Here is a 26,394-nt window from a genome sequence, read left to right as displayed (position 1 = left end):
AGATCATTGTATAAAATAGGACATATTGTTAAACGATTGCAATCTTCACAGGTTTATTATATCAACTTTATATTTAATAATTGGTTTTAAATTAACCTTTTTTGTTTTTAACTATCCAAATTTCTATATATTAGTATATAATTTAACTAATATACAAACTTAATTATCATTTACTAAGGGGGATTTTCATGTATGATGCATATGATTCTGATAGTTATTTCTTTAGCAATGAAATTGCCTTTTTGCTGGAACAAAAAGATAAACAGGCAATTCTTAACATAATTGAGCAGAAACATAAGGATGAGAATAAAGAATTTATTCCAATATCAACTAAAAAGAATGATTTAATGATTTGGAACGTTATATTTGCTAGAGAAATAATTAAACAAGGCACATCCAAGCAATTTATACATACGTTATATAATAAATACTATAGAACAATTCAAACATTAAATAACTTAGAGCTCCTTCAAAGGTTAGAAATTAATATTGCTACATCATATTTAGATATATTAATTAATTTTGTTGAAGTAACTGATAATTTTATTATAAATAAGGTTATCGGCTTTTTATATATACATTTGGAAGATCACTTGAGTCTCAATGAAATATCTAATGAACTAAAGGTTTCTGTCGGATATATCTCTAGGTGCTTTAAGAAAAACATGGGTGTATCAATAATGGCTTATTTTAAAAATATAAAAGTAGACAGGGCTAAAACTTTACTTAAAAATACCGATAAGACAATCCTCGAAATTTCATCACAACTCAGCTTTTGTGATCAAGGAAACTTCTCAAAAGCCTTTAAAAGTATAGTGGGAATGGCTCCAATGGAGTACAGGAATACCTATCATTCAAAAGATAAATAATAAATAAAAAAGTGTCTATCTTAACAAATACTCGTTAATCAATAGACACCTTTGTTTATGTATTCATGATTTTTGCTTTTTATATTCTTTAATTGATAAACCAGTACACTTCTTAAACCAATTGCTAAAATAATTAGGATCATCGATACCAATTTTTTTTGAGATTTCATAAGCCTTCGCATTCGGGTTCTTGAGCATTTCAGTAACTATTTTCACTTTTGTATTTACAATATATTCCGAGAAAGTTTCATCAGTTTTTTCCTTAAAAATTCTGCTTAGGTAACTTGGATTAACATAAAAATATTCAGCTACCAGTTTTAAAGATAAATCTCTATTAGATATATTTTTCACTATAAACTTTTTAATTTGTTCTATACTTAAATTTTTGTCCTCAGTTTCATTAGAATCATTTAAATTTATTATATTGTTGTATACAACCATCTTTTCTTTAATATCCTTGTATTCCTTTTTCTTTAAATATTCGTCTTGAATCTCGTCTTTTAGCTTTAAAACTGAATTTCTTAATTCATCTTCATCTATAGGCTTAAGGATAAAATCATTCACACCAATCTTTATACTTCTTTTAGCATATTCAAATTCATTGTAACCTGTAATCACAATAACTTTTATATCTGGATACCTTTCCAATATACTTTTACTCATATCCAATCCATCTGTTACAGGCATATTTATATCTGTTAAAATAATATCTGGCTTTTCTTTATTTATTAGATTTAATCCCTCAACTGCATTAGAAGCTTCAGCGACTATCTCCATGCCGATTTCATTCCAATCTATGCAATTTTTTATTAGATCCCTTATAAGATGTTCGTCATCAATTATCATAACTTTTATAATGTTATCCATAAATTAATCCACTTCCCTTTAGAATATTCGTTAGAAAACTTAATCTATTTCTTAATTCTAGGCATCTTAATAGTTATTCTAGTACCAACATTTTTTTTACTTTCAACAATAAATTCGTGCTCATCTCCATAGAACACGCTTAATCTTTCCTTTGTAGTTCTTACTCCAATGCCAGTAGTTTTATTTTCGTTTATATTTCTAACTTGTGATTCCTCCATACCATTCCCATTATCTTCCAAATTTAATATGACTTTTTCTTCATCTTGAGATGTAGATATTCTTATCTTTCCTTTATCCTTGCTGCTTCTAATCCCATGATAAATAGCATTTTCAACCAACGGCTGTAATACTAACTTTATTATCTTAAAATCGTCGCATCGTGGATCTAAATCATATTCAACCTCAAACATGTCCTCATATCTTATATTCTGAATGACTAGATAGCTTTTTACCGTATTTATTTCTTCTTTTACAGTAATAATATCTTTCCCATTATTCAAACTCGTTCTATAAAACTTACCTAAAGCTTTTATCATTTCATATATTGTTTTATTTTTTCCGAGTAGAGCTAACGAATTAATAGTATCAAACGTATTGTATAGAAAATGAGGCTTTATTTGTGACATTAATAAATTCAATTCATTTTGTCTTTTTATCTTTTCATCTTTACGTATTTTATCCAAAAGCAAATTAATTTGAGAAATTGCAATGTTATATCCTTTTTTTAATTCTCCTACTTCATCATCATACGTTTTTATATTAACAATATTAAACTCTCCGCTTTGGATCCCCTTCATTGATTCACTAAGTTTCTTTAAAGGCATTGTTATAAATTTAGATATTACTATAGATCCAATAATAATTAATAGAAAATTTATTATACTGAAACATAAAAGAAAATAATTAGTATACTTTGTTTGCTCTGGAGATTCGTTATATTCTGCTACAGTCATCAGATTCCAGTTGTAGTCTGAATTTTTAAGATTTGATATTATATAATCTTTATCTTCCATTCTTTCCTCTAAAAAGAACACTTTTGATTTAGAATCATTATAATTTTTTATTCTGCTTAGTATTTTAGAATCAGCCTCTGACCCTGTTATCAATTCGCCTTTATCATTCTTTATAATCAATCTTGTTCCATATTGGTTATTTAGTTTCAAACTTAAATTATAGAATGCATTCTCGTTCATGTTTATAATTATTAAACCAATCTTTTCACCAGTATTTATATCATTTATTTCTCTTATTAGGGATACATAATTATTACCATAACCCTCAAAAAATCCTCCGCCATTTAATCTTAGTATATATTTACCCTTACCCTCTAATAATTCATTATACCATTCAGAATTTTTAATCTTATCCATCTGAAAATCTTTATAAAAGACATTTTCAGAATAATACTTATTGCCATAGTTATCTAATATATATATCGAAGATATATTAGAGCTAAAATTAGTGAATTGTATCAGATAATTACTAATATTATCATAGGAATTTCCTTCTTTCTGAACTCTCTTTAATGTATTTTGAACATTGTCACTTGATATAATCATCTTTGAGACGTTATTAACATTATCAATTATCATGCTCGTATTAGTTTCTGCACTTTCCAAAACCTCAACCGAACTTTGTTTCATCTTCTCTATATTATAAATAGAATTTATTTTCTTATATGCAAAGGTAAGTATGACCGTTGAAAGCACAAAAATTATTGAAAAATATACAATAATCTTTATACTTATTTTTGAATTTAAATATTTATCCTTCAAATTCTTTAATATAAAAAATTTATTATACATTTAATCATATCCTCATCATTCTATTTTCACCATTTCCTTTGTGAAGTCTTCAGGACTTATTTGTCCTTTGAATAGCTTACTAACTAGCTCCTTCTCTTTGTTTCCCTTTTCTTCTCCCAAGTAAATATCTCCGTATAAGCTATATGATGCATTCTCTGTTAGTGTCTCTAATTCTTTGGATAATTTATTTACCTTGCTCTTATCATCAGTATATTTCCACGCTGGAAGCCCTGAACCAAATTCAAAATATCTTTTTGATATTCTTTCAGCTATAAATTTTGCCGCATCAACAGCTTCTTTTTTATATTTTGTATTATTACTTACCATTAAGTGATCCACTGCTCCACCTAAAAATTCTTTATCATTCCCTTCTCCCTCTTTAACTATCGGAAACTTCTTAACGATTACATTATCCTTTATAGACGGATCCATATTCCCTATCTCACCAATGAACCAGTTTCCTGTATAATACATAGGAATTTTTCCTTGTTTAAATAAGATCTCAGATTCATCTCTTGTAAGCTCCATATTTGATTCGTTAAAAGCTTTTGAATCTACTAATTCCTTTAATCTATATGCAGCTTTTAATATTGTATCACTTTTATTAGCACCTACATGCGGATCACTGACTCCACCTATTCCACCTTCCCGTAACGCTAAGATATCATAATAGAGAATTCCTGTCCAATTGTCTTTTTCACCTACTAAGAGAGGTGTTATACCTTTATTCCTAAAAGCTTTTACTGCATCTAGGAATTCATCATAATTTTCTGGTACTTTAATATTTGCTTGTGAAAAGAGCTTTGTATTACAATAAAATGTTCCAACTGATAAAGTCATTGGTAATCCATATATGTTGTTATCATAGGTTACATTATTAAGCATATCTTTATTAATCTTATCTTTTGTATCTTCATCTATATATTCATTAAGGTTTAATACCTTTCCAGATTCTATGAATGGCTTACTAAAGCCACCTCCCCAAGAATAAAATATATCAGGTAACTCGTTTACAGCAAATGCTGTTTTTATTTTTGCTTTATATCTTTCATTTTCTACAGCCTCAACTTTAATTTGGACATTAGGATTATCCTTATTCCATTCTTCCACCGTATCCTGAATTATCCTTCCATTAGCATCCATTGTAGTTTGTGACCATATATGCCACATTGTTAATGTTATTTTTTCTTTATTTTCTGTGTCATTTTTTTTATCTAAAGAACAGCCATTTAAACTAACTAAAAATATTAAAATTATAGGAAATAAAATTACTTTTTTAATAATTATCCCTCCCCAAAAAACTGATAATTAGGTCGATGATGATCAATCATTTAAATTTTCCTTCTTTAACTATATCTGTATTATGCTTTTACTGCAAGTCTTCAAATTCCTCTTAAAATATAAATATACTTTATATTTTAATAAAACCAAAATTCTCTTTTAACATAACTCATCTATATAGTAAATCTATTAATGACCTCATTCAATTTTAATGTTAATTCACTTTGATTCTGCGTATTAAAGGAAATTTGCTCTACTTCTTTGGTTACTTCATTTATACTATCTAATATTTCATTAGAATTATTTTTAGATTTCTCTATATTACTTGAAAACTCTCTCATTGTACTATCTACATTATCAATATTTGAATTTATTGCCTTTACCATGATAGCAATTTCCTCAGACATTTCATTTATAAATCTAGCATCATTTTCATAACTTTTACTGGATTCTATCATAAACTCATAATCATCGTTTACGTTTTGTTCTATATACTTTAAAATTCCCTTTGAATTTTCTGATAAATATTCAAATACATTTTTTATTTCTTCTACAATTCCATGAATACCACTTACAGTAGTAATAGATTCTTCTGCTAACTTTCCAACTTCATCTGCAACAACTGAGAAACCTTTTCCCATTTCTCCCGCTCTTGCTGCCTCTATTCTTGCATTTAAGGCTAAAAGGTTAGTCTCTGAAGCAATGCTTACTATAGATTCACTTAAAACTTCTATTTCTTTAACTACCTTTCCCCTCTCTATAGCATCTTTAATTTTTTTGTTTTTCTCCTCATATATCTTTCTAGATAATTGTATGGAATCTTCGCTTTTTTCCATCATGCTACTTGATTTAGTTTTTATATCTACTGATTTTTTAACCTCTTGATTTACTATTCCAGCTAGATTATTTATATTCTCATTAATCTTTTGGATAGATAAAACAAATCTCTCGGTTGATGAACTCGTCTGCTCAGCTCCTACTGCTATTTCATCTGTCGATTCATTTATAAAAGAAAGCTTTGAGCTTATTTCGTGAACAGATGCAGCTAATTCCTCAGATGACGCTGATAGTTCTGTTGAGTTATCTAGGATTGTCCTAATAAGTTCCCTTACATTTTTCAATGCTATATTAAGAGCGTCTCCTGTTTGTGCAAATTCATCTTTTCCCCTAAGTATAATTTCCTCCGAAAAATTATACTGTGCAAGATTATTCGCATAATTCTTTATCTTCTTTAAAGGTACTATCATATTTCTAGCCATTGAATATCCTAAAACTATAGTAAGCATCAACCCTGCTATTATAAAAGTTAATATTTGTATCTCTACCTTACTGTATAAATCAGCATTGTTAATATTCTCATTCTTTGCCTTAATCGAGCTATACTCTAATAATTTAGTTAGTGACGCTGCAACCTTGCTTCGCGATACTGATAAATTTCGATAATCTAGTATAGCTTCATCATAATTATTTTCCTTTACAAGCTTTAGCAACGAATCACTTTTTTCCTTATAATCCTTATAAATTTCATTATAATTTACAAGCTCATTCTCCTGATATTCATCTAAATTTAACCCTCTATATTCATCTATAAATATATTTCCTTGTTCAAATCCTTTTGAAATGTCATCATTTAATTTTTTTATCATTAATTCATCTCTATCATAAATTAGGCTTAATATGTTATTATTTATTTCCAATGAATTTGCGTTTAATCTATGTAAGATATCTATAGATACTAGATCGGTATTGTACATACTATCTGATGCATTATTAACTTTACTTAAACTCTTTAAACCTATGACTCCTACCGATGTTATAATTATGAATAATAGCGTGTATGAAATTACCAATCTTTTACCCACACTAAGATTATTTCCAAAATTCATCCTCTAAACCTCCTGTAAACTTTAGTTCAAAGCTTGATTTTCATATGTATCTTAAATCACTTGTAAATCATTCCCAATTCATAATTAATCTGTATAGTTAGTTAATTAAATAGCAATAAAAAGGGCAACTCAATTTCAAAATATACTAAAGTAAATTTGAATACATTAATCATTTGAGTTAGCCCTTATTAATTTTATTTGTATTTAGTTATTATTTAGTTTCTGTTGTAAATTGCTTTTGCTTTTCTTTTCCGTATTCAACAATTTTATCTGCAGTTACCCATTTAACTGGTACTGGATAAACATCATCAACTTTTTCACCTTTTATTTTCTTATCTAAAGTATCAATTATAGTTTTACCTATTGCATAAGAATCTTGGTCAACAATTCCTGCTATTAAATTGTTGCTTATACCATTTTCCCAAGTTGGAGTATAGTCGAAACCAAAGTGATATATACTTCCTGCTTTACCTTGAGATTTTATAGCTTCCATTACACCTGTATCTGGCCCTTCTGATCCTAATGAGAATACAGCTACCATATCAGAGTTTGAAGTTATTTGTCCTTCTAATTGTCTTTTAGATTCTGCTGATTGGTCATTATCTTGGATTGGTTCTAACCACTCAAAATTCTTAGCATCTGCTCCCATAACTTTTTCAAATCCAGCTTTTATTCCGTCTTGTCTATATGTCATAGTTGTTTGAGTTAAGTTTACTGCTGCCATTGCAATCTTACCTTTTGTGATGCCTTTTTCCTTTAAAGATTTAGCACCATTTTCACCAAGTTGTTCTCCTGCTAGCTTATTATCTGTTCCTATATAAGACGTTCTATTTTCTTTTGTCTTTACATCGGCATCAAAGGTTACTACTGGAATTCCCTTATCATTTGCTTCTTTAACTTTCTTATCAAACATATCTGGATCCATTGGAGCAATAGCTATTCCTGCTGCTTTATTTTTTATAGCTTCATCAAGGAATCCTATATGCTTTTCATTCTTTTGTGTTTCATTTGGTGGTGAAGTTTTAACTACCAAATCATATCCTAATGCCTTAGCCTCATCCTCGGCTGCTTTCTTCATAGGTGACCAATAAGCTCCTGTATCAACTATTGGAATAAAATAAATAACCTTTTTTCCATCTGTACTTGCTGTTCCCCCAGTTTGTGTTTTTGTTCCACACCCTGCTAAGCTACCAACAATAAACACTGTTGATAATAAAGCAATTATTTTCTTCTTCATAAAATTTTTCCCCTTCCGTAATTCCAATTTTTTAGATATGTTTTTATATTTTAAGCTTTATTCGGTAGCAAACACTTAAGCCTGAAATCTACCAAATTACACTCAAACGACTCTTTATGATTAGCTTTTTTTCTTAAACAAACTTCCTTTTCTGTAAAAGTCAACAACTATAGCAAGTACGATAACAGCTCCTGTTACAGCTTGTTGTAAGAATGAGTTGATTCCAAGTATTGCAAGTCCGCTTTGGAATACCTGTATAGTAAATATTCCTACCATAGCTCCACCGATGGTTCCTACTCCTCCACCGAATTGTACTCCACCCATGATTGCACCAGCCATTGCAAATAAATCTGGGCCATTTATTTCACTTGGAGCACCAACATTTATACTCGACATTAGTAATATACCAGCTATTGCAGCTAAGACACCTTCTATTGCATATACCTTTATAACGTGCTTGTTTACATTTATTCCTGATAATCTTCCTGCTTCTTTGTTCGATCCAACTACATAGCAATATCTACCAAATCTTGTATTTTTCATTAAGTAAGCCATTACTAAAACTATTATGATGAATACTATAGTATTAGTGTGTATTATTGACACTCCAACTTCTGTGTTAGAGATATTATAAAACCAATCTGGAACACCCTTGATGTAAATCCCATTTGTAAAAAATAGTATTAATCCTCTTATTAAATAGCTTGTACCCATAGTAAGTATAAAAGATTCTAATTTAAATTTTGTAATTAGTAATCCATTGAATAATCCCCAAACTGCACCTACTAATAACCCCGCAAGTAAGGAAATTGGTACGCTAACTCCCTTTACAGCTAGATAGGCCACTGTGCATCCAGAAAATGCAGCTATTGCACCAATGGAAAGATCAACGCCTCCAGTTATTATTACCATAGTAATAGCAACAGTTAAAATTCCAACTGTAGGAATTTGTCGTAAGAAATTTGAAGCGTTTGCTGCCCCCAAAAAGTCCGGGCTTGCTATTGAGAATACTAAAATAAGCACTACAAGTACTAGATAGATTGAATATTTGAGAAATAAGTTTTTAATATTAAATCTTTCCTTTTTCATCTTAATACCTTCTTCGTGTACAATTTTATTATTAATTGTTTCATTCATCTTTATTAATCCCTCCAAGCGTAGCTAATTTCATAATCTTTTCTTGTGTCGCTTCTTCTCTGCTAAGTTCTCCAGTAAGCTTTCCTTCGCACATAACATATATTCTATCTGACATACCTAGTAATTCAGGTAATTCAGAAGACACCATAATAACTACTTTACCCTTTCTAACTAGATCATTCATTATGTGATATATTTCAGCTTTAGTCCCAACATCTATTCCTTTAGTTGGTTCATCAAAGATAAATATTTCCGAGTCCGTATTTAACCATTTAGCTAGTATTAATTTTTGTTGATTTCCACCTGATAATGTTCCTGCCATAACATCAAGATTTGCTGTTTTAATCTCAAGTGCTTCTTTAAATCTTTCTCCTGATTCTCTTAATTTCTTATGATTTAATACAAAATCTTTTAAGTTAGTTAAAGTTATATTATCAAGCACACTCATCACTAGAGATAATCCTTGACTTTTCCTATCTTCTGTTAAAAGGCAAATACCATTATTTATTGCATCCATAGGTGAATTAATCTTAACTTCTTTCCCATTAATTATTATCTTACCCTCACTTATTTTGTCAGCACCAAATACAAGTCTCATAAGTTCCGTTCTACCTGATCCAACTAAGCCAGCTAGACCTAAAATTTCACCTTTTCTTGCTTTCAAACTAACATTCTTAACTCTACCAACATTATCACTAAGATTTTCTACTTCTAAAACGTATTCTTTAGGCTCAAAAATCTCCTTAGGAAATAGCTCTGTTAAATCTCTTCCTACCATCATATTTATAAGTCTTTCCTGAGTTATCCCTTCTAGTTCACAGCTTTCAATATAAGTACCATCTCGGAGTACTGTAGCTCTATCACAAATATCAAAAACCTCTTTTAATCTATGTGATATATATATTGCTGCAACACCTTCCTTTTTCAGTGTTCTTATAACTTTAAAAAGGTTTTCAACATCCTTCTGAGATAACGATGTTGTTGGTTCATCAAAAATAATCGCTTTTGCATTTAAACTTATTGCCTTTGCTATTTCTACCATCTGTTTCTTTGCAGTTGGAAGCTGCATAACTAGGTCAGTAGCTTGTATATCTATTCCTAATTTTTTTATTATAGAATCTGTATCTTCGTGCAATTTCTTATAGTCAACAATACCCAAGGCTTCATTTTTATATGGTAGTCTTCCCATATAAACATTTTCTGCAACCGTCAATGTCTCTGCTAGATTTAGCTCTTGATGAACAAATCCAATACCTAATTGTGCAGCTTTAGTTGGATTAATAACTCCACAATCAACTCCTTCAACAAATATTTGACCTTCATCCTGTGTATGAACTCCTCCAAGTATTTTCATTAAAGTTGATTTTCCAGCACCGTTTTCTCCTAATAAAGCATGTACTTCACCTTTTTTAATTTCCAACTGTGCTCCCTTAAGAGCATAAACTCCTGGAAATCTTTTATGTATATTTTTCATTTCTAAAAATACATTACTCAATTCTAACCACCTCAACTTTCACTAATCGTTTTCATGAACATTTTACAATAATATATTTAGTTAATTATATTTAATATCTTTACCTCTACATTTGAAATTCTTACTTTTTAAACAATAATTAAAAAGTTATTAAATCCCTAAGAATACGTTTGCTAAACTCTCATCTTTAGAGCATTTAACATCGTTTACATTTCTTATTTTACAGTAATGCATTAATTAATTATATGTAATATCTTTACCTCTACATTTGAAATCTTTACTTCCTAAACTTATTTTAAAAAGTTGTTATTTATTAAATTTAATAGGAACTGTTGCTAAACCAACATATTTAGTTTTGTAGAACCTCAATTTTATAAATGTAATTTTCTAAAGAATAAAAAAATGTGAATTCCGAAGAACTCACATTAATTGTATGATTAAATTATGTTAATAGATAAATCACTCATTAAAAATTATTATAAAATACAGTTTGGGAAATATCTTTTCTTTTTTCATGGTTAGGATTTGGTTTAGCCTCGTTACTTGGATAACCAATTGGTAAAAGACATACGGGTTCAAGGTCTGTTGGTATATTAAAAGCAGCACGTATAGCAACAGGGTCAAAATGGCCAACCCATGTTGATCCTAAACCAAGCTCAGCAGCTTGTAGCATCATATGTGTAGCAATAATACTTCCATCAATATCAGTATGGATTTTTCCATCATAACTACGCTCCCATGCTTCATTTTTATCAGCACATATAAGTAAGGCTAACGGTGCATTAAAATGATAAATTGTGCAAGTTTTTAGTTTAGCAAGAGCATCCTCACTTTCAATTACCAAAATTCTTTGCGGTTGACGATTTGCAGCAGTCGGAGCTAATTGTCCTGCTTTTAAAATTAAATTTAAATCATCCTGACTGATTTTCTTTGTGTCAAAACTTCTTACAGAATATCTTTTTGCAGCTAATTCTATAAATTTCATATATACATCTCCATTCATTTAAGTTAATATCTTTATACCTCATCTATTATGACTTTGTAAAATGTTTTATGATTAAACTTGTACAATTGAATGCTTCTACATTGTTAAAAATTTATAAATAGCCATATTTTTTAAGTTATCTCCCCTCTACATATGAAAAATAATCAAAATCTGCATACTTATTCATACCCGATAAGTCCTGACACGCAATTCCTACAAAAGCACCGGTGAAAGCCCATGAACCTTTAATCGCATCATCTGACAATGTACTTGCGTCATAAACTTTGCCTATAGGCCTCCACTCGTCCTTATTGGTAGCAAAGAAAAATCTAAGTTGCCCAAAATTCACTTCCACTTTTAGGTAAATACGTTCTACATCAGTTATCAAAATGTTATCATCCTGAGTCATGGACTCTGATAAATCATTATTTATGCTAGCTAGAACCCCTATGCATTTGCCTCCTAATTCTTCATCCATGCTTATCCTCAAATAATAATAGTTTTCTGTGTTGTAATAGCAAATTAATCCTGCAAGCTGCAACGTTGTTTCAGGTTCAAATTCAACACAGGTTTCGGCAGAATAAACAAAGTTCTGCTGACGTCTTGCTATCATACTTTGTGTAAACTTGGAAAACATTGATTCTTTTCCATATAACCTTAAAAATCCTGGCCTTTCAGTAAGTGACATAAAGGTTTCCGCTGGAACTCTTAAGGACTGAAAATTTATATTTAATAAAGTATTATTAAAATCGTCATACTGTGAAACTAAGACATCTTCTTCATTATTTGATTCACTTTCACTGTTATTGTTAATTTCTATTTCCCAAGAAGGTAAGTTATCTGTGTCATAACATAAATAAAGCCAATCATCTTCACGCCATTCCACCTTTTGTATAGCTGTTTCTCTTCCTAGAATGCAGCGATCTGTTTCAGGAAGAGGCCTTCCACAAAGATGAACCATAAACCATTCATTATTAGGACCTTCCACAATGCTTGCATGTCCTGCTTTTTGAAGAACTTTATGCATATCACTTCCCACAGAAGTAAGAATTGGATTTTGTGGATGAACCTCATAAGGACCCGTAATTTTTTTCGAACGAGCAAGTGTTACTGCATGTTCATAACTAGTGCCTCCTTCAGCCGCCATCAAATAATAGTAATCATTATGCTTATATATATGAGGACCCTCAGAGCAACCCAAATCTGTCCCTTTAAAAATATTAATTACAGGGCCAGTAAGGCATTTGTTTTTTTCATCATATTCTTGTAAAAGGTGACCAGCAAAATTATTCTTTCCTATACGATTATCCCATTTCATGTTTATAAGCCACTTTTTTCCGTCATCGTCATGGAATAGAGATGGATCAAAACCACTCGAATTAAGATAAACAGGCTCTGACCACTCACCACAAATATCACTTGAGGTTACCAGATAATTATGGGTATCTTTAATATGTCCATTGTTGTTTACTATTGTATATATTAAGTAAAAGATACCTTTATTATAGGACAAACATGGTGCCCAGATTCCACCTGAATCGGGGGTTCCTAACATATTTAGCTGAGAGACTCTATTCAAGGGATGTGCTATAAGCTCCCAATTCACTAGATCTTTGGAATGATGAATTTGAACTCCTGGAAACCATTCAAAAGTAGAGGTTGCAATATAATAATTGTCCTCAGCTTTACATATAGATGGATCTGGATTAAAGCCCTTTAAGATTGGGTTTTTAATTTTTAACATAATTCTCCTCCTTAAGTTAAGAGTTTTATATATAGAAAGACCATATAAAATATTAAAAGATCTGACTCCAATGGACTATTGAAATCAGACCTTAGCATCATAATTTTTCATTATTTCTCCTGTCTACTTGACAGGGTGAATTTCAAATATGAAGTACCTTTCTATAAACTTTCAAGATACATATTTATTATAATTTAGATTATTAAGATAACTCTACTTTTTGTAAAGTACCATCATCATTGTACTTTATTTCAGTGTATTTTACACAACGTTTGTTGTCAGCCCCACCTGATAAAGAACTATCATGATAGAATAAATACCATTTATCTTGGAATTGAACAATTGAATGATGAGTGGTCCAACCAATTACAGGATCAAGTATTTTCCCCTTAAATGTATAAGGACCCTTCGGATTTTTACTCATAGCATATACTATGCAATGTGTGCTACCAGTAGAGTATGAAAGATAATAATTTCCATTATATTTATGAACCCATGGTCCTTCAAAATATCTTCTTTCTTCATCACCAGCAAGTATAGGATTACCATCTTCATCAACAATTGATATCTCCTCTGGAGCTTCTTTAAAAGTGAGCATATCATCATTTAATTCAGCTACTCTTGGTCCTATAGCAGGTGCTGTAGCAGCAGGACCTTCTCCATCTGGATTAAAAGTGCCAGTTTGCCATTTTTCTAGCTGTCCTCCCCAAAGGCCTCCAAAATAAACATATGATCTATTATCGTCATCCATTAAAACAGCAGGATCAATGCTATAGCTGCCAGGTATATAACTTTCTTGCGCTTTGAATGGTCCAGAAGGAGATTCACTAGTAGCTACTCCAAGTCTAAAGATATCTTCTTTATCTCTTGCTGGGAAAAACAAGTAATAAGTTCCATTCTTATAAGCAGCATCTGGAGCCCATAATTGTTTACTTGCCCATGGAATATCTTTTAAGTGCAGTGCTTCTCCATTGTCGATACAAGGTGAATTAGTATCATCAAGAGATAAAATATGGTAATCTTCCATGTTATATTGGTCACCATTATCATTTGAAATCTGTACTTGGTCAAGATCATGAGAAGGATAGATGTAGATCTTACCTTCAAATACATGAGCAGAAGGATCTGCCGTATAAATATGAGTTACTAGAGGTTCGTTTTGTTTTGCAATATTTTTCATATGATTCTCTCCTATCTTTTCTTTGAATATTTATTTCCATACTAACTTACGTTTTTGTAATTATAATTTGTCTGTTTAATATATAATTTAAATCTTTATATTAATTCAATATTTGCTTCCAATGGTGCTACCGATGTAAGTTCAAAACTTCTCTTATCCGGTTGCGATACCCCAACAAATAGTTTGAATTTCTTACTATCAAGAAGTCTTTCTCCATCATCATTTACTACTTCAAATGATTTCTTATCCAATTTCATTGTTACAGTTTTGCTTTCTCCCTTTTTCAAGGAAATACGCTTGAATCCTGCTAGGCTATGATTTAGCACAGCATATTTTGATTCTAAATCTTTTACATAACATTGAACTACTTCTTCAATCTCATATTCTCCCGTATTTTTAATCTCTATGCTGATATCAAAACTCTCAAAGCCAGGCTTAACAAAAGGCACTTGTAAATTAGATAATTCTACTGTTGAATAAGTTAAACCATACCCAAATGGATATAAACTCTCATGTTCTAAATATCTATAAGTTCTTCCCTTCATTGAATAATCAGTAAACTCAGGAAGCTTAGCTGTGTCTTTATAAAAAGTTACTGGTAATTTCCCACTCGGTGAGCATTTTCCAAATAATATATCTGCAACGGCTGTACCTCCATGGCTACCTGGATACCATGCATTTAAAATGGCTGCACATTTTTCTTCTGCACCATTTAGTGTTAAAGCACTTCCAGCTCCAAGGACAACAATAACCGGCTTTCCAACCTCAAGTACTTTTTCAAGTAAATTTTGTTGCCTTCCTGGCAAGTTCAAATTCTCTTTGTCTCCTGCCCCGTAGCTATTACCAGCATCCCCTTGTTCTCCTTCAATTGTGGAATCTAATCCTAGGCATAATACAACTACATCAGATCTTTCTGCTACTGAAATAGCTTCAGATAATCTATCATCTGGTCTTGCTAAGTCCTCCACTTTATCTTTAAATAAGTGACATCCTTCAGAGTAATATACTCTCACATCATTACCAACTGCATCATGAATTCCTTCTAATATTGTTGTATACTTAGATGCTGTTCCTGAGTAATTTCCCTTTAACATTATTTCGCTGTTTGCATTCGGGCCAATTACTGCTATTGATTTTAAATTTGATTTATTCAATGGAAGCGTTCCATTATTCTTTAGTAATACCATTGATTTTCTAGAAGCTATTAATGCAACATCGTTATGCTCTTTAGAATCGTTTACTTCATATGGTATCTTGTTATATTCACAATCTTCATCAAACATACCTAATTTAAATCTTGTTGTCATTAATCTTTCTGCTGCTGTAGTTATTTGTTCTTCAGTTACTAAACCTTCTTTATAAGCTAATAGCAAATTAAGATACATATTCCCACAGTTAAGATCACAGCCATTTTCTATAGCCAATGCTACTGATTCAGTTGCAGTACTTGTAACCATATGGTGTAAATGAAAATCTGCAAGAGCCCAGCAATCAGATACTACATGTCCTTTAAATCCCCATTTTCCTCTTAATATATCTTTCAACAAGGTCTTACTACCACAACATGGCTCCCCATTTGTACGGTTATATGCTCCCATTACACTTTCAACATTTGCCTCTTTTACACATGCCTCAAATGCTGGTAAATATGTTTCATATAGATCCTTCTTGTTAACTACCGCATTAAATTCATGCCTTAACCCTTCTGGCCCGCTATGAACCGCAAAATGTTTTGCACAAGCAGCTAACTTTAAATATTTTCCTTCTCCTTGCAATCCTTTTATGAAAGCAACCCCTAATCTAGATGTTAAATAAGGATCTTCCCCGTAAGTTTCATGTCCACGTCCCCATCTAGGATCTCTAAAAATATTTATATTAGGAGACCAATAAGTTAATCCCTTATATATGCCTCTGTCGTCTTTTTTGCTGTATTCATTGTATTTAGCACGTCCCTCTGTAGCAATAATATTTGCAACTCTTCCCAGGAATTCATCATCAAATATAGCGGCTAAACCAATCGCTTGAGGGAACACAGTTGCTGTTCCAGCTCTAGCTACCCCATGAAGACCTTCATTCCACCAATTATACTCAGGTACATTTAAGTGCTTTATTGCTGGTGATTGATAAGTTAATTGCTCTGCTTTTTCTTGTAATGTCATTTTAGATACTAATTCTTTTGCTGCCTTTACTGCAAATTCATGAGTATTTTCTTGCTCACCATTCATATATATCCCTCTATCCTTTAAATATTTATGGAGATTAAAATTTATAATACAATATTCAATTTGTAATTTAATAATATAAAATTTATGGTTGACTTAACAAGAAAGTATTTATATAATTGTAGACAAAATTTACTCTCTTGGAGGTATTCTATGTTAAAATACGAGTCGCACCACTTTGGAGAAAACACTCTTTTTTCCCACTACCATCCAATTAGTCTTAATTACCCTGTTCATCTACATCGAAGCTTCGAGTTCATATCTGTTATTGATGGAGATCTTCAAATTTCTGTTAATAATAGAAATTTTGAAGTAAAAAAGGATGAATGTATATTAATTTTGCCTTACGAAATCCACTCTCTCTCAACTAATAAATACTCTGATGCTCGTATTTGCATATTTTCCCCCGAATATGTAAAAACATTTGACAGCATGATCTATGGTAAATTTCTCCAAAATCCAGTCTTTAATTTATCTCATAATGCTCAATCTCTTATACTAGACAAAATTTTCAGAGATAATGTCAATGTTCTTGAGATGAAAGCTTGTCTTTATTTGCTTTGTTCTGAAGTTATGGAACATACGCAATTACTTGTAAGCGTGAAAAATGATTATGAATTATTACATAAAATTCTTAACTATATTCAAAATAATTTTACTAAAGATATCTCATTAAAAAGCATTGCAGATGAATTTTGCTACAGTTACAATTACCTATCCAAATATTTAAATAATGTACTCGGAATATCGTTTGTTGATTTTGTTAATCAAAATAGAATTAATTACGCAGCATATTTATTAAAAAACACAGAGGACCCGATTACTGATATTACTTATAAATGTGGCTACTCAAGCATCCGTTCATTTAATAGAAACTTTCTTAAGATTATGAATATGACTCCAAAAATTTATAGAAAACTTTAATCTACATTTAATTTGGTACTAAGTAATGGCAATTCCAGTATTCTCAAACGACTATAAATAAGATTACGCTTTTATCTATTATGTAGATTTTAACTTAATCATAATGATATACTAAAGGAAAAGTAATCTCATACGCATAAGAATTATTTTTACAGACGGGAAGTGTTAAAAATGCAAAGTAATATAAACCTCTCAGAGCTTGAAAAAATAATATTGAATAAAATACATGAGCATATCAGCAAAAATGAAAAGGTTGGAATAAATGGAGTTGCGCAAGAGTGTTTTGTTTCAAAAGCAGCAATTATAAAATTATCGAAGAAACTTGGCTACAGCGGATATAGTGAAATGTATTATACAATTCTTGCCTCTACTAATAATGCACTCAAATTAGACTTTTCGAATAATATTATTAGTACTTATGAAAGTGAGGCTTTAACAATTCATGTTAATATGCTTGTAGAATTACTAAGAGAGTATAGCGAAAAAAGAATCTATCTTGATTCCCTAGGCTTTTGCGACAGTGCTAAGGAATATTATTTACAAAAATTATTATCATTTGGATTTGATGCCGCTAGCAGCTATCATTACGAAGCATTTAGTAAGAATAAATCTGGACTTTATTTCTTTCTTTCTTATTCTGGGGCAAGGTCAGAAGTTCTTGAAAAGGTTAACGTAGCTATAGAGAATAATTTTAAAGTTGTAGCCTTTACTTCAACTAAGGATTCTCCATTGGGCAAAATAGCTCATATGACAATAGAGGTTGCTGGAACAAAATCAGATAAAGAGCATTACCTACCTAACTTTTTCACTTCAAATTTAATAATCTTATTAGAATTAGCATTAAGCAAATATTCTAATAAATATTTATCGTCACAAAGAAACTAGTGCTTATAAACTCAATTAAATATGATATTTACTCCATGAAAGGTCTGTTAAAAGTAGATTGCTTTGTAAAACTCTTTACAATATTCACTTCTAACAGATCTTTTTATATTTGTAGCTCAGTGAACTTTTTCACTAAAAGTAAACATTATCATAGAAGTGGCAATTCCATTGATACTCTATATATTCTAGTGTATTCTAAAGACAAATAAAAGGAGGTACATATTATATGAAAGAAAAATTATTATCATTAAGTCAAAGGTTTTCACAAGCCGCAGTTCAACCTGTAATGTTTTTAGCAATCATGGGAACTGGTCTCGCTATTGCTGTCATTATGCAACTCAGCTTTATGCCATCATTTATGATTTTTATTGGAACTTTATTAAAGACCATGATGAATGCTATGCTAAATAATCTTTCTATTATTTTCTGTGTTGGACTAACAACCGCATTTGCTAAAAATAAAAAAGTTGATGCTGCTATTATTAGTCTAATTGTGTACATTATATTTTTGGCTGGAAACAATGCATGGCTTACTTCACAAAATATGCTAGCTCAGCCTGGCGCTATGGGATTATTTGGAACTGGACAAAACCTTGTTTTAGGATTCCAAGTAGTAGATATGAATGTATTTTTAGGAATAATACTTGGATGTATTACTGGATACGTGTTTAATAAAGCGTCTAATATACAATTCGTAGAAATGTTTCGAGTATACGGCGGATCACGACTTGTATTTATAATTATGATACCAATTACTTTAATATTAGCAATTGTACTTAGTTATGTATGGCCTGTTATAAATTATGGTATTTCTTGTTTATCAATATTCATGAAAGGAGCAGGCGCATTAGGAGTATTCGTATATGCATTTGGTAACAGATTTTTAATTCCAACAGGATTGCATCATTTATTATGGATGCCATTTTGTTTCACTGGATTTGGAGGAACCTCCCAAATTGACGGTAATACTGTTCAAGGCGCCGTAAACATTTTCTATGCCGAAATGGGTAGTGGTGCTAATTTAACAGCTATTGACCCTTCGATAAGATTTGCTACTTTTGGATTTGCAAAAATCTTTGCAAGCTTAGGTATAGTTCTTGCTATGATAAAAACTGCAAAACCAGAAAATAAAAGTACTGTGAAAGGTTTGCTTATACCAACACTCTTCGTTTCAATGGTAGCAGGTATTACAGAACCACTTGATTTCTCATTTCTTTTTATATCACCATTACTTTGGCTAGTACACGGATTACTCACAGGATTTTCAGAAATGCTGCTTTGGGTATTAGGGTCAAGGACATATTCAATCTACGGATTACTTGATACTATAGTTTGCAATTCTGTTATAGATCCAAAGATATCTAAGATATATATTTTCTTTGCCGTTGGTATTGTAATGGCTATAGTATGGTACTTCACCTTTGTTTTCCTAATTAAAAAATTTGATATTAAGACACCTGGTAGAGAAGAAGAATCTCTTAATAATGACTCAAACCATGATTCCTCTACAAATGACAGTTCTAGTAATCAAAATGCAGAATTATTTATTAAAGGACTAGGTGGTGCAGAAAATATTGTGGAAGTAAATAACTGCTTTACACGTTTAAGAATTGATGTAAGTGACATTAACAAGGTAGATAAAGAAATAATTAGTAAAGCAAAACAAAAAGGTGTCGTCATTAAAGGAAATAACGTACAAATTATTATTGGAATGACTGTAGAATCTGAAAAAGAAAAACTTGTTAATGTATTAAACATAAAAAAACAAAACTAAAAGGAGTAATGTAAAATGAAAAAGTATTCAATCTGTATCGTTGGTGGAGGAAGCCGTTATACACCAGATATGCTCGCAATGTTATGTAATCAAAAAAATAGATTCCCTTTAAAGAAAATTATCTTATATGATAATGAAAGTGAACGTCAAAATATAGTTGGAAAATATGCTGAAATCTTATTTAAAGAGTATTATCCGGAGCTTGAAGAAATTATATATACTACTGATGAAAAGGAAGCCTTTAAAGATATAGACTTTGCACTTATGCAAATTCGTTCAGGAAGATTAAAAATGCGCGAAAAAGATGAAAAAATCTCATTAAAACATGGATGTCTTGGTCAGGAGACATGTGGCCCTGGGGGCTTTGCTTATGGATTAAGAAGTGTCCCTGCTGTTATTGACCTAATAAAAAATATTCGTACTTATTCTCCAGAATGTTGGATTTTAAATTATTCAAACCCAGCTGCAATTGTTGCAGAAGCAACAAAGAGAGTATTTCCTGGCGATCATCGCATTATAAACATTTGTGATATGCCAATTGCAATCATGGACATTTATGCAAGTGTGCTTGGATTAAAGAGAAAAGACTTAGAGCCTAAATATTTTGGTTTAAACCATTTTGGATGGTTTACACATATATTAGACAAAAAGACTGGAGAAGATTATTTACCTAAATTAAGAGAAATATTAAAAACTCCAGTAGATGTGCAAACAGAACCTCTTTTTAAAGAGCCTTCATGGAAAGCAACCTTTGATTTTATGAGTCAAATGATTAATGATTATGATGAATATCTGCCAAACACATATTTGCAATATTATTTATACCCAAATAAAATGAGAGATAAAGAAAATCCAAAATACACACGAGCTAATGAAGTAATGGATGGGAATGAAAAGGAAACTTACGAAAGATTGCGTGAGATTATATCTTTAGGTACAATTCGTGGTACTAAATATGAAATCAACACTGATGTGGGATGCCATGCAGAATATATAGTTGATTTAGCAACAGCAATTGCCAATAACACAAATGAAATCTTCTTAATAATTACAGAAAACAATGGAGCTATTCAAAATGTTTCATCTGGAATGATGGTGGAGGTCCCATGCCGTGTTGGAAGTAATGGTGTTGAACCATTGGCCGTAGGAAGTGTACCTACTTTTTACAAAGGACTTATAGAAAATCAATATGCATATGAAAAGCTGTCCGTAGACGCGTGCTTAGAAGGAAGCTATCAAAAAGCATTACAGGCACTTGTATTAAATCGTACGGTTGTAAACACTAATATTGCTAAAGAATTATTAAAAGATTTAATGGAGGCAAACAAAGGCTATTGGAATGAACTCCATTAGATTCTAGCTGATTCATAACTTATGTAATCTATATACTTGATCGAACGATCTTCTCTGATACTTCAAAATAAAACCAGGGTTTATTTTTAAACCCTGGTCTGTTTCGAAACAAGTGTACTTATGGGGACTTTAAAATCATTTTCGGACTAATCCTAAAATATTATAGTTAAAATCAATGTCCATGAGAACCACCTCTTTCAGTTATTATTGTGTGTAATATAAAATTAAATATACTAAAATATAAAACCACATATTCCATATAATGCTATTACTTCTATGAAAAAACTTATAATTTTTTTCATCATAATAATTTATGTTTACTAATTAATGCTCCGTCAACGACTTCTAAATTCCACATTCGCCTTTCATAATAAATTTCATAAATTAGCGGTGAAAATTCTATTATAGTGGATATAATTGTAATAGGAGGTGTTTAAATGGAATCGAATAAAATAAACACTAGACTTTCTTTAGTCGGGGCATTGCTAGGCTTAACATTATTCATTATGGGTGGATTATTAAATACCATCCTAGGTCGTTATATAATAATTATCCCAACTGTTACTGTAATAATTAGTTTCATATCCTTAATAAAATCTAAAAAAACTGATATAAAAATTCAAAGTTATTCTTCTTTGGGATTAATACTTGGACTATTTTACTTTATTTTATCTTTATTATAATTATGATTCTGGCACTATCAGCTCCCATTACGGACTTTCACCTATTAGCACGTACCCATGCTGGGCACACTAAAAAAATAAGAGCTTATATTTCATAAACTCTTATTTTACACAATGATGTCTCAAGTTCTGATGTACCCTATAAATATTTACATATATTTATAGTTATATAGGAATATAGTTACCTTTTTAAATATGTTTCTATGAATAAAGGTATATATTTACTTTTGTCCATATTAAACTTTAAACTGGTGCTTTAAATACATATTAGATCTTTTTAGCTTTTTGCTTCTTAATCTAAAAAAAGTCAAGACAGCTCCAATTAAACTTATTACCGCTGCCGCTATATATACAGTTCTCATACCATATATAAAAGCATCACTTCTTCCTACTACAAAATCAGTAACACGCTGTCCGATTGCTGAACTCATCATACTATACAAAAGTGTTGTAGCTAAAGCTATCCCACATACCATTCCTAAGTTTCTTACAAGAGCATTTACACTTCCTGCAATTCCAAGTTTATCTTTTGGTACTGTTGACATTATCAAAGAATTATTAGGCGATTGAAATAATCCCAGACCAATAGACATGATTCCAATAAATACTATTGTAATTAATAAATTTGAATCAATATTTAATGTAGCCATTAATACTAATCCTAAGCTTATGAGAATTAAGCCTATGAATGTTAAAATTTCTGAACCAATCTTATCTGATAAACTTCCACTAAAAGGAGCTACTACTGTTAAAAGCAAAGGATCAACCATCATTATTAATCCAGTATGTTCTGGTGTATAATTCATCACATCCTGAAGATAAAATGGAAGAATGATATTGTTGCAGAATATTCCAACAAAGGTTATGAATGCACAAAATATACTTAACGAAAATAACTTATTACTAAATATATTCAATTGTAATAGAGGATCTTCTTTTTTCTTTTCCACAAAAATAAATATTATAAATGAGATAATCGCAATGGCAAAGCTCAATAAAATCATTGGATCTTCAAAGCCAATGTTTATCCCTTCATATAAAGCTCCAAAAAGTGGAACTATTGCAAACACAAATAATACAGCCCCTAAGATATCTAATTTGCCCTTAGCTGCTTTATTTTCTTTCGGCAACAATTTAATAGCGCAAAATAATGCTATTACTCCAATAGGCACATTTATTAAAAATATATACTCCCAACTAGCTGCACCTACTATTAGCCCTCCAAGTCCTGGTCCTATTAGGGAGCCTAAAGCTATAGAAGTCCCTAAAAATCCAAGAGCTTTTCCCCTTTCACTTGGGGGAAATGTTTCTGTAATAATCCCTTGATTATTAGCCATAGTTCCAGCAGCACCTATAGATTGTACTACTCGTGCTAGAATAAGTATTGGAAAAGAGCTTGTTATACCACATAGCAAAGAACCAAGGGTAAACAATCCCAACCCAAATATGAACATCTTGGACTTTCCAAACATGTCTCCAAGTCTCCCAAAAATTAATACTGTTCCCGCGATGACTATTAAATAACTTGTTGCAACTAATTGTATACTAGATGTTGTTACATTTAAAGCAGTAGCCATTTTAGGTAACGCTACATTTACGATACTACCATCTAAGGCAGACATAAATGTAAACATTAAAACTATTATTAGTATGGACCACTTGCTTCTATCTTTTACATTTCCCATTAGTTTTCCTCCTTTGTCACCATTTAGCTAATATAACCGTATTACCTTAATCTTCAAATTCGTTTAATCTTCGAATATTGACTAGAATTTTCTTTAAAGACTGCATTGTAATCAGCATTTCTGCTTCTGATACATCTTCTGTTATTGAGCTCATCAACGTTTCAACATCTTCATGAATTTTTGGCAATACTTTTTTTGCTTTGTCTGTTAAATATAATTTATAAGATCTGCTATCTTTTTCATCTTGTTCTCTATAAACGTAACCAAGAGCTATTAATCTTGTAATTGTTCTTGCAGACATTGCCTTGTCATTGCCAAGTTCTTTGCTTAAACCGTTTTGGCTTATACCTTCGTTTCTTTCAAGATTAAACAAATATGGGCTTGACCCACTGCTTAATCCATATTTTTTTAAAGTCTTCTCTAAATACATTTGCTTATATCTGAAAATTTTACTTGTAATCATTATGAGGTTCATGCTTTCAACATCCATAATTATTCTCTCCTTATAATATAATTGATTAGTCTACTATATTATATTTATGTTATGTTGACTTGTCAACCTTTATAGTGGGACATTTTCACTTCATATAATATGAATATTCTATTTATATTCACATGATCTTGATCCTCATACAACCCGTTCTCACAACAGACTTATATAAATTACTTTTGAATTATTGAAAGCATGATAATTGATCTCTTGCTACAAAGTGATAATATAGCAGCTCCTAATTAAATTCTACTGCTTAGCAATATCAAATAATATCGTTGCTACCCCCTGCGGATCAGAAAAAAACGAAGAATGTCCTGTATCTAATTGATACACCTTATTTACTGGCATTGCATCAAGCATTTTATCTTGCAGTTCTAATGGCACTGATAAATCCTGAAGAGTTTTAATATAATATCGTGGAACACTTCCATAATTTTTAGATGTAATATGTACTATGCCATCTAGTGTTGCAATTGCCTCTCCACCCAGCTTTGTAATTGCAAATTCTATATCGCTTTCTGAGCAACCATTATAAAAAAATGGAGCCTTATCTTCTTTAACAGTGACACTTCTTTTGTCTGCCGATAATACTGTAAAACCCTGTGAGCTGTACCAATCAGTTTTATGTGCACGTATATCACCAAAATTCTGTCCATCTTGCAAGAGAGCTGCTGAAAGATAAACCACGCTCTGTATTTTTTGTGGTCTTTTTTCAGCAACGTTTGAAATTATAGTACCACCAAGGCTGTGCCCAACCAAAATGACTTTACTTGGTTCCCTATCAATGATTTCAATAACTTTAGCCACATATGTATCTGTGTTTTGATATGCAAGTGTAGAATTATCATCCCCATGTCCCGGACAATCAATAGTCACAACCTTTGCTCCACCTACTCTCAAAATTGGAACTAGTTTATCCCAGCACCAAGCTCCGTGCCATGCCCCATGAATTAGCACGAATGTCGTACTATAAGCTTTAGCATCAAAATTTTCAACTATGCTTACCTCTCCAGTATCCCCTGTGTTTTTATTCATTTATAAACCACTCCTTGTCCATATTTACTTATAAACATTATCAAATTTATACTTTTAAAATTTATCATCCTATCATATTGCAATACGATTGACTAGTCAACCATATCTTATCACCATTAAGTTGACTAGTCAACCTATTTGTTTATTTTTACATATTTTATGAAGATGAAGCAAAAACTCATTTAACTCATAATTGGTAATAATGATGCTATGGCTATAGGTGCAATTAATACTTTTCAATGATCTTGCAAATAACAAATGATAAAAAAACATTAAGCAAACTTATAAAATTTCACCTGCTTACACTTTATGCGGAAATATAATTAAAGGTACAAGCAACCCTTTACTTGTACCTTTAATTTATAATTTATGAATTTGAGTTCATACTGTAGTCAACTTCTAATTATTCTTGCAACGCCTCATCTTCACATCTTAGTTCTCCACTGTCTTTCAAAATTATTTTTACAAACTTATTTATATTTTTTATCTAACCATAACAGTTCATTTAAAATTTTATATCTCTCGAAACACTACGTAAGTCTTTTTCCATGCTAAGTAGCACACTCCTCTTTATATTATTATCTCCCATCCACGCTCGCATAAAGTGTTGCATCGCCGCATTTGATTACAATATATCTGGTAACTTAACATTTCATACGGTAGGTTGGGGTATGATTTGGACAACTTAAAAAGTGCCTGAATCCTTAGTTTCACTAAGTTCTCAGGCACTTTTAACATCTTATTTCCATGGCGGAGAGAAGGGGATTTGAACCCCTGATAGAGTTGCCCCTATACACGCTTTCCAGGCGTGCTCCTTCAACCACTCGGACATCTCTCCACATAGTATTTAATGCTTTATTATAATATCATATAAT

At 31.1% G+C, this 26,394-nt stretch carries 20 protein-coding genes and 1 tRNA gene; 6 read left to right on the top strand and 15 right to left on the bottom strand.

Annotated features, from left to right (window positions below; genetic code table 11):
- Positions 1-188: 188 nt before the first annotated feature.
- Positions 189-869: a helix-turn-helix domain-containing protein gene (locus T483_RS0110220; RefSeq protein ID WP_026886767.1), complete on the top strand. Its 681-nt coding sequence runs from the start codon at positions 189-191 to the stop codon at positions 867-869.
- Between the two features lie 63 nt (positions 870-932).
- Here T483_RS0110220 and T483_RS0110215 read toward each other — a convergent pair whose 3' ends face one another.
- The 11 genes from T483_RS0110215 to T483_RS0110165 form a co-directional block, all read right to left on the bottom strand.
- Positions 933-1,736 (bottom strand): response regulator transcription factor, encoded by an 804-nt coding sequence (locus T483_RS0110215; protein WP_026886766.1) that lies wholly within the window; start codon positions 1,734-1,736, stop codon positions 933-935.
- 44 nt (positions 1,737-1,780) lie between these two features.
- Complete coding sequence (locus T483_RS0110210) at positions 1,781-3,541, bottom strand: sensor histidine kinase (protein WP_026886765.1); 1,761 nt, start codon at positions 3,539-3,541, stop codon at positions 1,781-1,783.
- A 15-nt stretch (positions 3,542-3,556) separates the two neighbouring features.
- Positions 3,557-4,711 carry an extracellular solute-binding protein gene (locus tag T483_RS0110205; protein ID WP_242841831.1) on the bottom strand — a complete coding sequence of 385 codons (1,155 nt, stop codon included), beginning with the start codon at positions 4,709-4,711 and terminating at the stop codon, positions 3,557-3,559.
- 284 nt (positions 4,712-4,995) lie between these two features.
- Complete coding sequence (locus tag T483_RS0110200; protein ID WP_026886763.1) at positions 4,996-6,708, bottom strand: methyl-accepting chemotaxis protein; 1,713 nt, start codon at positions 6,706-6,708, stop codon at positions 4,996-4,998.
- A 211-nt stretch (positions 6,709-6,919) separates the two neighbouring features.
- Entirely contained in the window at positions 6,920-7,945 is a 1,026-nt protein-coding gene (locus tag T483_RS0110195) for a sugar ABC transporter substrate-binding protein (protein ID WP_026886762.1), read from the bottom strand.
- 120 nt (positions 7,946-8,065) lie between these two features.
- On the bottom strand, positions 8,066-9,082 hold the full coding sequence (locus T483_RS0110190) for an ABC transporter permease (RefSeq protein WP_026886761.1): 1,017 nt from the start codon (positions 9,080-9,082) through the stop codon (positions 8,066-8,068).
- Positions 9,075-10,577, bottom strand: a complete 1,503-nt coding sequence (locus tag T483_RS0110185) for a sugar ABC transporter ATP-binding protein (protein ID WP_026886760.1) — start codon at positions 10,575-10,577, stop codon at positions 9,075-9,077. The genes T483_RS0110190 and T483_RS0110185 overlap by 8 nt, the downstream gene beginning before the upstream one ends.
- Positions 10,578-11,022: 445 nt before the next feature.
- Positions 11,023-11,541 carry a nitroreductase family protein gene (locus tag T483_RS0110180; RefSeq protein WP_026886759.1) on the bottom strand — a complete coding sequence of 173 codons (519 nt, stop codon included), beginning with the start codon at positions 11,539-11,541 and terminating at the stop codon, positions 11,023-11,025.
- A gap of 136 nt (positions 11,542-11,677) precedes the next feature.
- The gene (locus T483_RS0110175; protein WP_026886758.1) at positions 11,678-13,285 is read right to left on the bottom strand and encodes a glycoside hydrolase family 43 protein; all 1,608 of its coding nucleotides are present in this window, start codon (positions 13,283-13,285) and stop codon (positions 11,678-11,680) included.
- Between the two features lie 202 nt (positions 13,286-13,487).
- On the bottom strand, positions 13,488-14,465 hold the full coding sequence (locus tag T483_RS0110170; protein ID WP_026886757.1) for a glycoside hydrolase family 43 protein: 978 nt from the start codon (positions 14,463-14,465) through the stop codon (positions 13,488-13,490).
- Positions 14,466-14,560: 95 nt separating this feature from the next.
- Positions 14,561-16,690 carry a glycoside hydrolase family 3 C-terminal domain-containing protein gene (locus T483_RS0110165; protein WP_026886756.1) on the bottom strand — a complete coding sequence of 710 codons (2,130 nt, stop codon included), beginning with the start codon at positions 16,688-16,690 and terminating at the stop codon, positions 14,561-14,563.
- 150 nt (positions 16,691-16,840) lie between these two features.
- Between T483_RS0110165 and T483_RS0110160 the strand changes: the two genes are divergently transcribed.
- The 5 genes from T483_RS0110160 to T483_RS0110140 all read left to right on the top strand — a co-directional run bounded on the left by T483_RS0110160 (position 16,841) and on the right by T483_RS0110140 (position 22,306).
- On the top strand, positions 16,841-17,611 hold the full coding sequence (locus tag T483_RS0110160) for an AraC family transcriptional regulator (RefSeq protein WP_026886755.1): 771 nt from the start codon (positions 16,841-16,843) through the stop codon (positions 17,609-17,611).
- Positions 17,612-17,782: 171 nt separating this feature from the next.
- Positions 17,783-18,496: a MurR/RpiR family transcriptional regulator gene (locus T483_RS0110155; RefSeq protein ID WP_026886754.1), complete on the top strand. Its 714-nt coding sequence runs from the start codon at positions 17,783-17,785 to the stop codon at positions 18,494-18,496.
- 226 nt (positions 18,497-18,722) lie between these two features.
- Positions 18,723-20,270 carry a PTS transporter subunit EIIC gene (locus T483_RS0110150; RefSeq protein ID WP_026886753.1) on the top strand — a complete coding sequence of 516 codons (1,548 nt, stop codon included), beginning with the start codon at positions 18,723-18,725 and terminating at the stop codon, positions 20,268-20,270.
- Between the two features lie 15 nt (positions 20,271-20,285).
- The gene (locus tag T483_RS0110145) at positions 20,286-21,623 is read left to right on the top strand and encodes a 6-phospho-alpha-glucosidase (protein WP_026886752.1); all 1,338 of its coding nucleotides are present in this window, start codon (positions 20,286-20,288) and stop codon (positions 21,621-21,623) included.
- A gap of 437 nt (positions 21,624-22,060) precedes the next feature.
- Positions 22,061-22,306, top strand: coding sequence for a hypothetical protein (locus tag T483_RS0110140; protein ID WP_026886751.1), 246 nt, complete (start codon positions 22,061-22,063; stop codon positions 22,304-22,306).
- Between the two features lie 236 nt (positions 22,307-22,542).
- On the opposite strand, the gene T483_RS0110135 is transcribed toward T483_RS0110140, so the two are convergent.
- The 4 genes from T483_RS0110135 to T483_RS0110120 form a co-directional block, all read right to left on the bottom strand.
- Entirely contained in the window at positions 22,543-23,991 is a 1,449-nt protein-coding gene (locus tag T483_RS0110135; RefSeq protein ID WP_026886750.1) for an MFS transporter, read from the bottom strand.
- A 46-nt stretch (positions 23,992-24,037) separates the two neighbouring features.
- Positions 24,038-24,481, bottom strand: a complete 444-nt coding sequence (locus T483_RS0110130; protein WP_026886749.1) for a MarR family winged helix-turn-helix transcriptional regulator — start codon at positions 24,479-24,481, stop codon at positions 24,038-24,040.
- Positions 24,482-24,730: 249 nt separating this feature from the next.
- Positions 24,731-25,519: an alpha/beta fold hydrolase gene (locus T483_RS0110125; RefSeq protein ID WP_026886748.1), complete on the bottom strand. Its 789-nt coding sequence runs from the start codon at positions 25,517-25,519 to the stop codon at positions 24,731-24,733.
- 748 nt (positions 25,520-26,267) lie between these two features.
- Positions 26,268-26,357 (bottom strand) — tRNA-Ser (locus T483_RS0110120).
- Between the last annotated feature and the right edge of the window lie 37 nt (positions 26,358-26,394).

Source organism: Clostridium beijerinckii HUN142 (assembly GCF_000621745.1).
Lineage (GTDB): Bacteria > Bacillota > Clostridia > Clostridiales > Clostridiaceae > Clostridium > Clostridium beijerinckii_A.
This window is presented reverse-complemented; position numbering and strand designations above follow the sequence as displayed.

Coding starts and splice junctions, on each gene's coding strand:
- T483_RS0110135 (WP_026886750.1), bottom strand. CDS start 23,991: ATGGGAAATGTAAAAGATAGAAGCAAGTGGTCCATACTAATAATAGTT.
- T483_RS0110210 (WP_026886765.1), bottom strand. CDS start 3,541: ATGTATAATAAATTTTTTATATTAAAGAATTTGAAGGATAAATATTTA.
- T483_RS0110180 (WP_026886759.1), bottom strand. CDS start 11,541: ATGAAATTTATAGAATTAGCTGCAAAAAGATATTCTGTAAGAAGTTTT.
- T483_RS0110170 (WP_026886757.1), bottom strand. CDS start 14,465: ATGAAAAATATTGCAAAACAAAACGAACCTCTAGTAACTCATATTTAT.
- T483_RS0110165 (WP_026886756.1), bottom strand. CDS start 16,690: ATGAATGGTGAGCAAGAAAATACTCATGAATTTGCAGTAAAGGCAGCA.
- T483_RS0110125 (WP_026886748.1), bottom strand. CDS start 25,519: ATGAATAAAAACACAGGGGATACTGGAGAGGTAAGCATAGTTGAAAAT.
- T483_RS0110205 (WP_242841831.1), bottom strand. CDS start 4,711: ATGTGGCATATATGGTCACAAACTACAATGGATGCTAATGGAAGGATA.
- T483_RS0110175 (WP_026886758.1), bottom strand. CDS start 13,285: ATGTTAAAAATTAAAAACCCAATCTTAAAGGGCTTTAATCCAGATCCA.
- T483_RS0110140 (WP_026886751.1), top strand. CDS start 22,061: ATGGAATCGAATAAAATAAACACTAGACTTTCTTTAGTCGGGGCATTG.
- T483_RS0110200 (WP_026886763.1), bottom strand. CDS start 6,708: ATGAATTTTGGAAATAATCTTAGTGTGGGTAAAAGATTGGTAATTTCA.
- T483_RS0110215 (WP_026886766.1), bottom strand. CDS start 1,736: ATGGATAACATTATAAAAGTTATGATAATTGATGACGAACATCTTATA.
- T483_RS0110190 (WP_026886761.1), bottom strand. CDS start 9,082: ATGAATGAAACAATTAATAATAAAATTGTACACGAAGAAGGTATTAAG.
- T483_RS0110145 (WP_026886752.1), top strand. CDS start 20,286: ATGAAAAAGTATTCAATCTGTATCGTTGGTGGAGGAAGCCGTTATACA.
- T483_RS0110220 (WP_026886767.1), top strand. CDS start 189: ATGTATGATGCATATGATTCTGATAGTTATTTCTTTAGCAATGAAATT.
- T483_RS0110130 (WP_026886749.1), bottom strand. CDS start 24,481: ATGGATGTTGAAAGCATGAACCTCATAATGATTACAAGTAAAATTTTC.
- T483_RS0110155 (WP_026886754.1), top strand. CDS start 17,783: ATGCAAAGTAATATAAACCTCTCAGAGCTTGAAAAAATAATATTGAAT.
- T483_RS0110195 (WP_026886762.1), bottom strand. CDS start 7,945: ATGAAGAAGAAAATAATTGCTTTATTATCAACAGTGTTTATTGTTGGT.
- T483_RS0110160 (WP_026886755.1), top strand. CDS start 16,841: ATGTTAAAATACGAGTCGCACCACTTTGGAGAAAACACTCTTTTTTCC.
- T483_RS0110150 (WP_026886753.1), top strand. CDS start 18,723: ATGAAAGAAAAATTATTATCATTAAGTCAAAGGTTTTCACAAGCCGCA.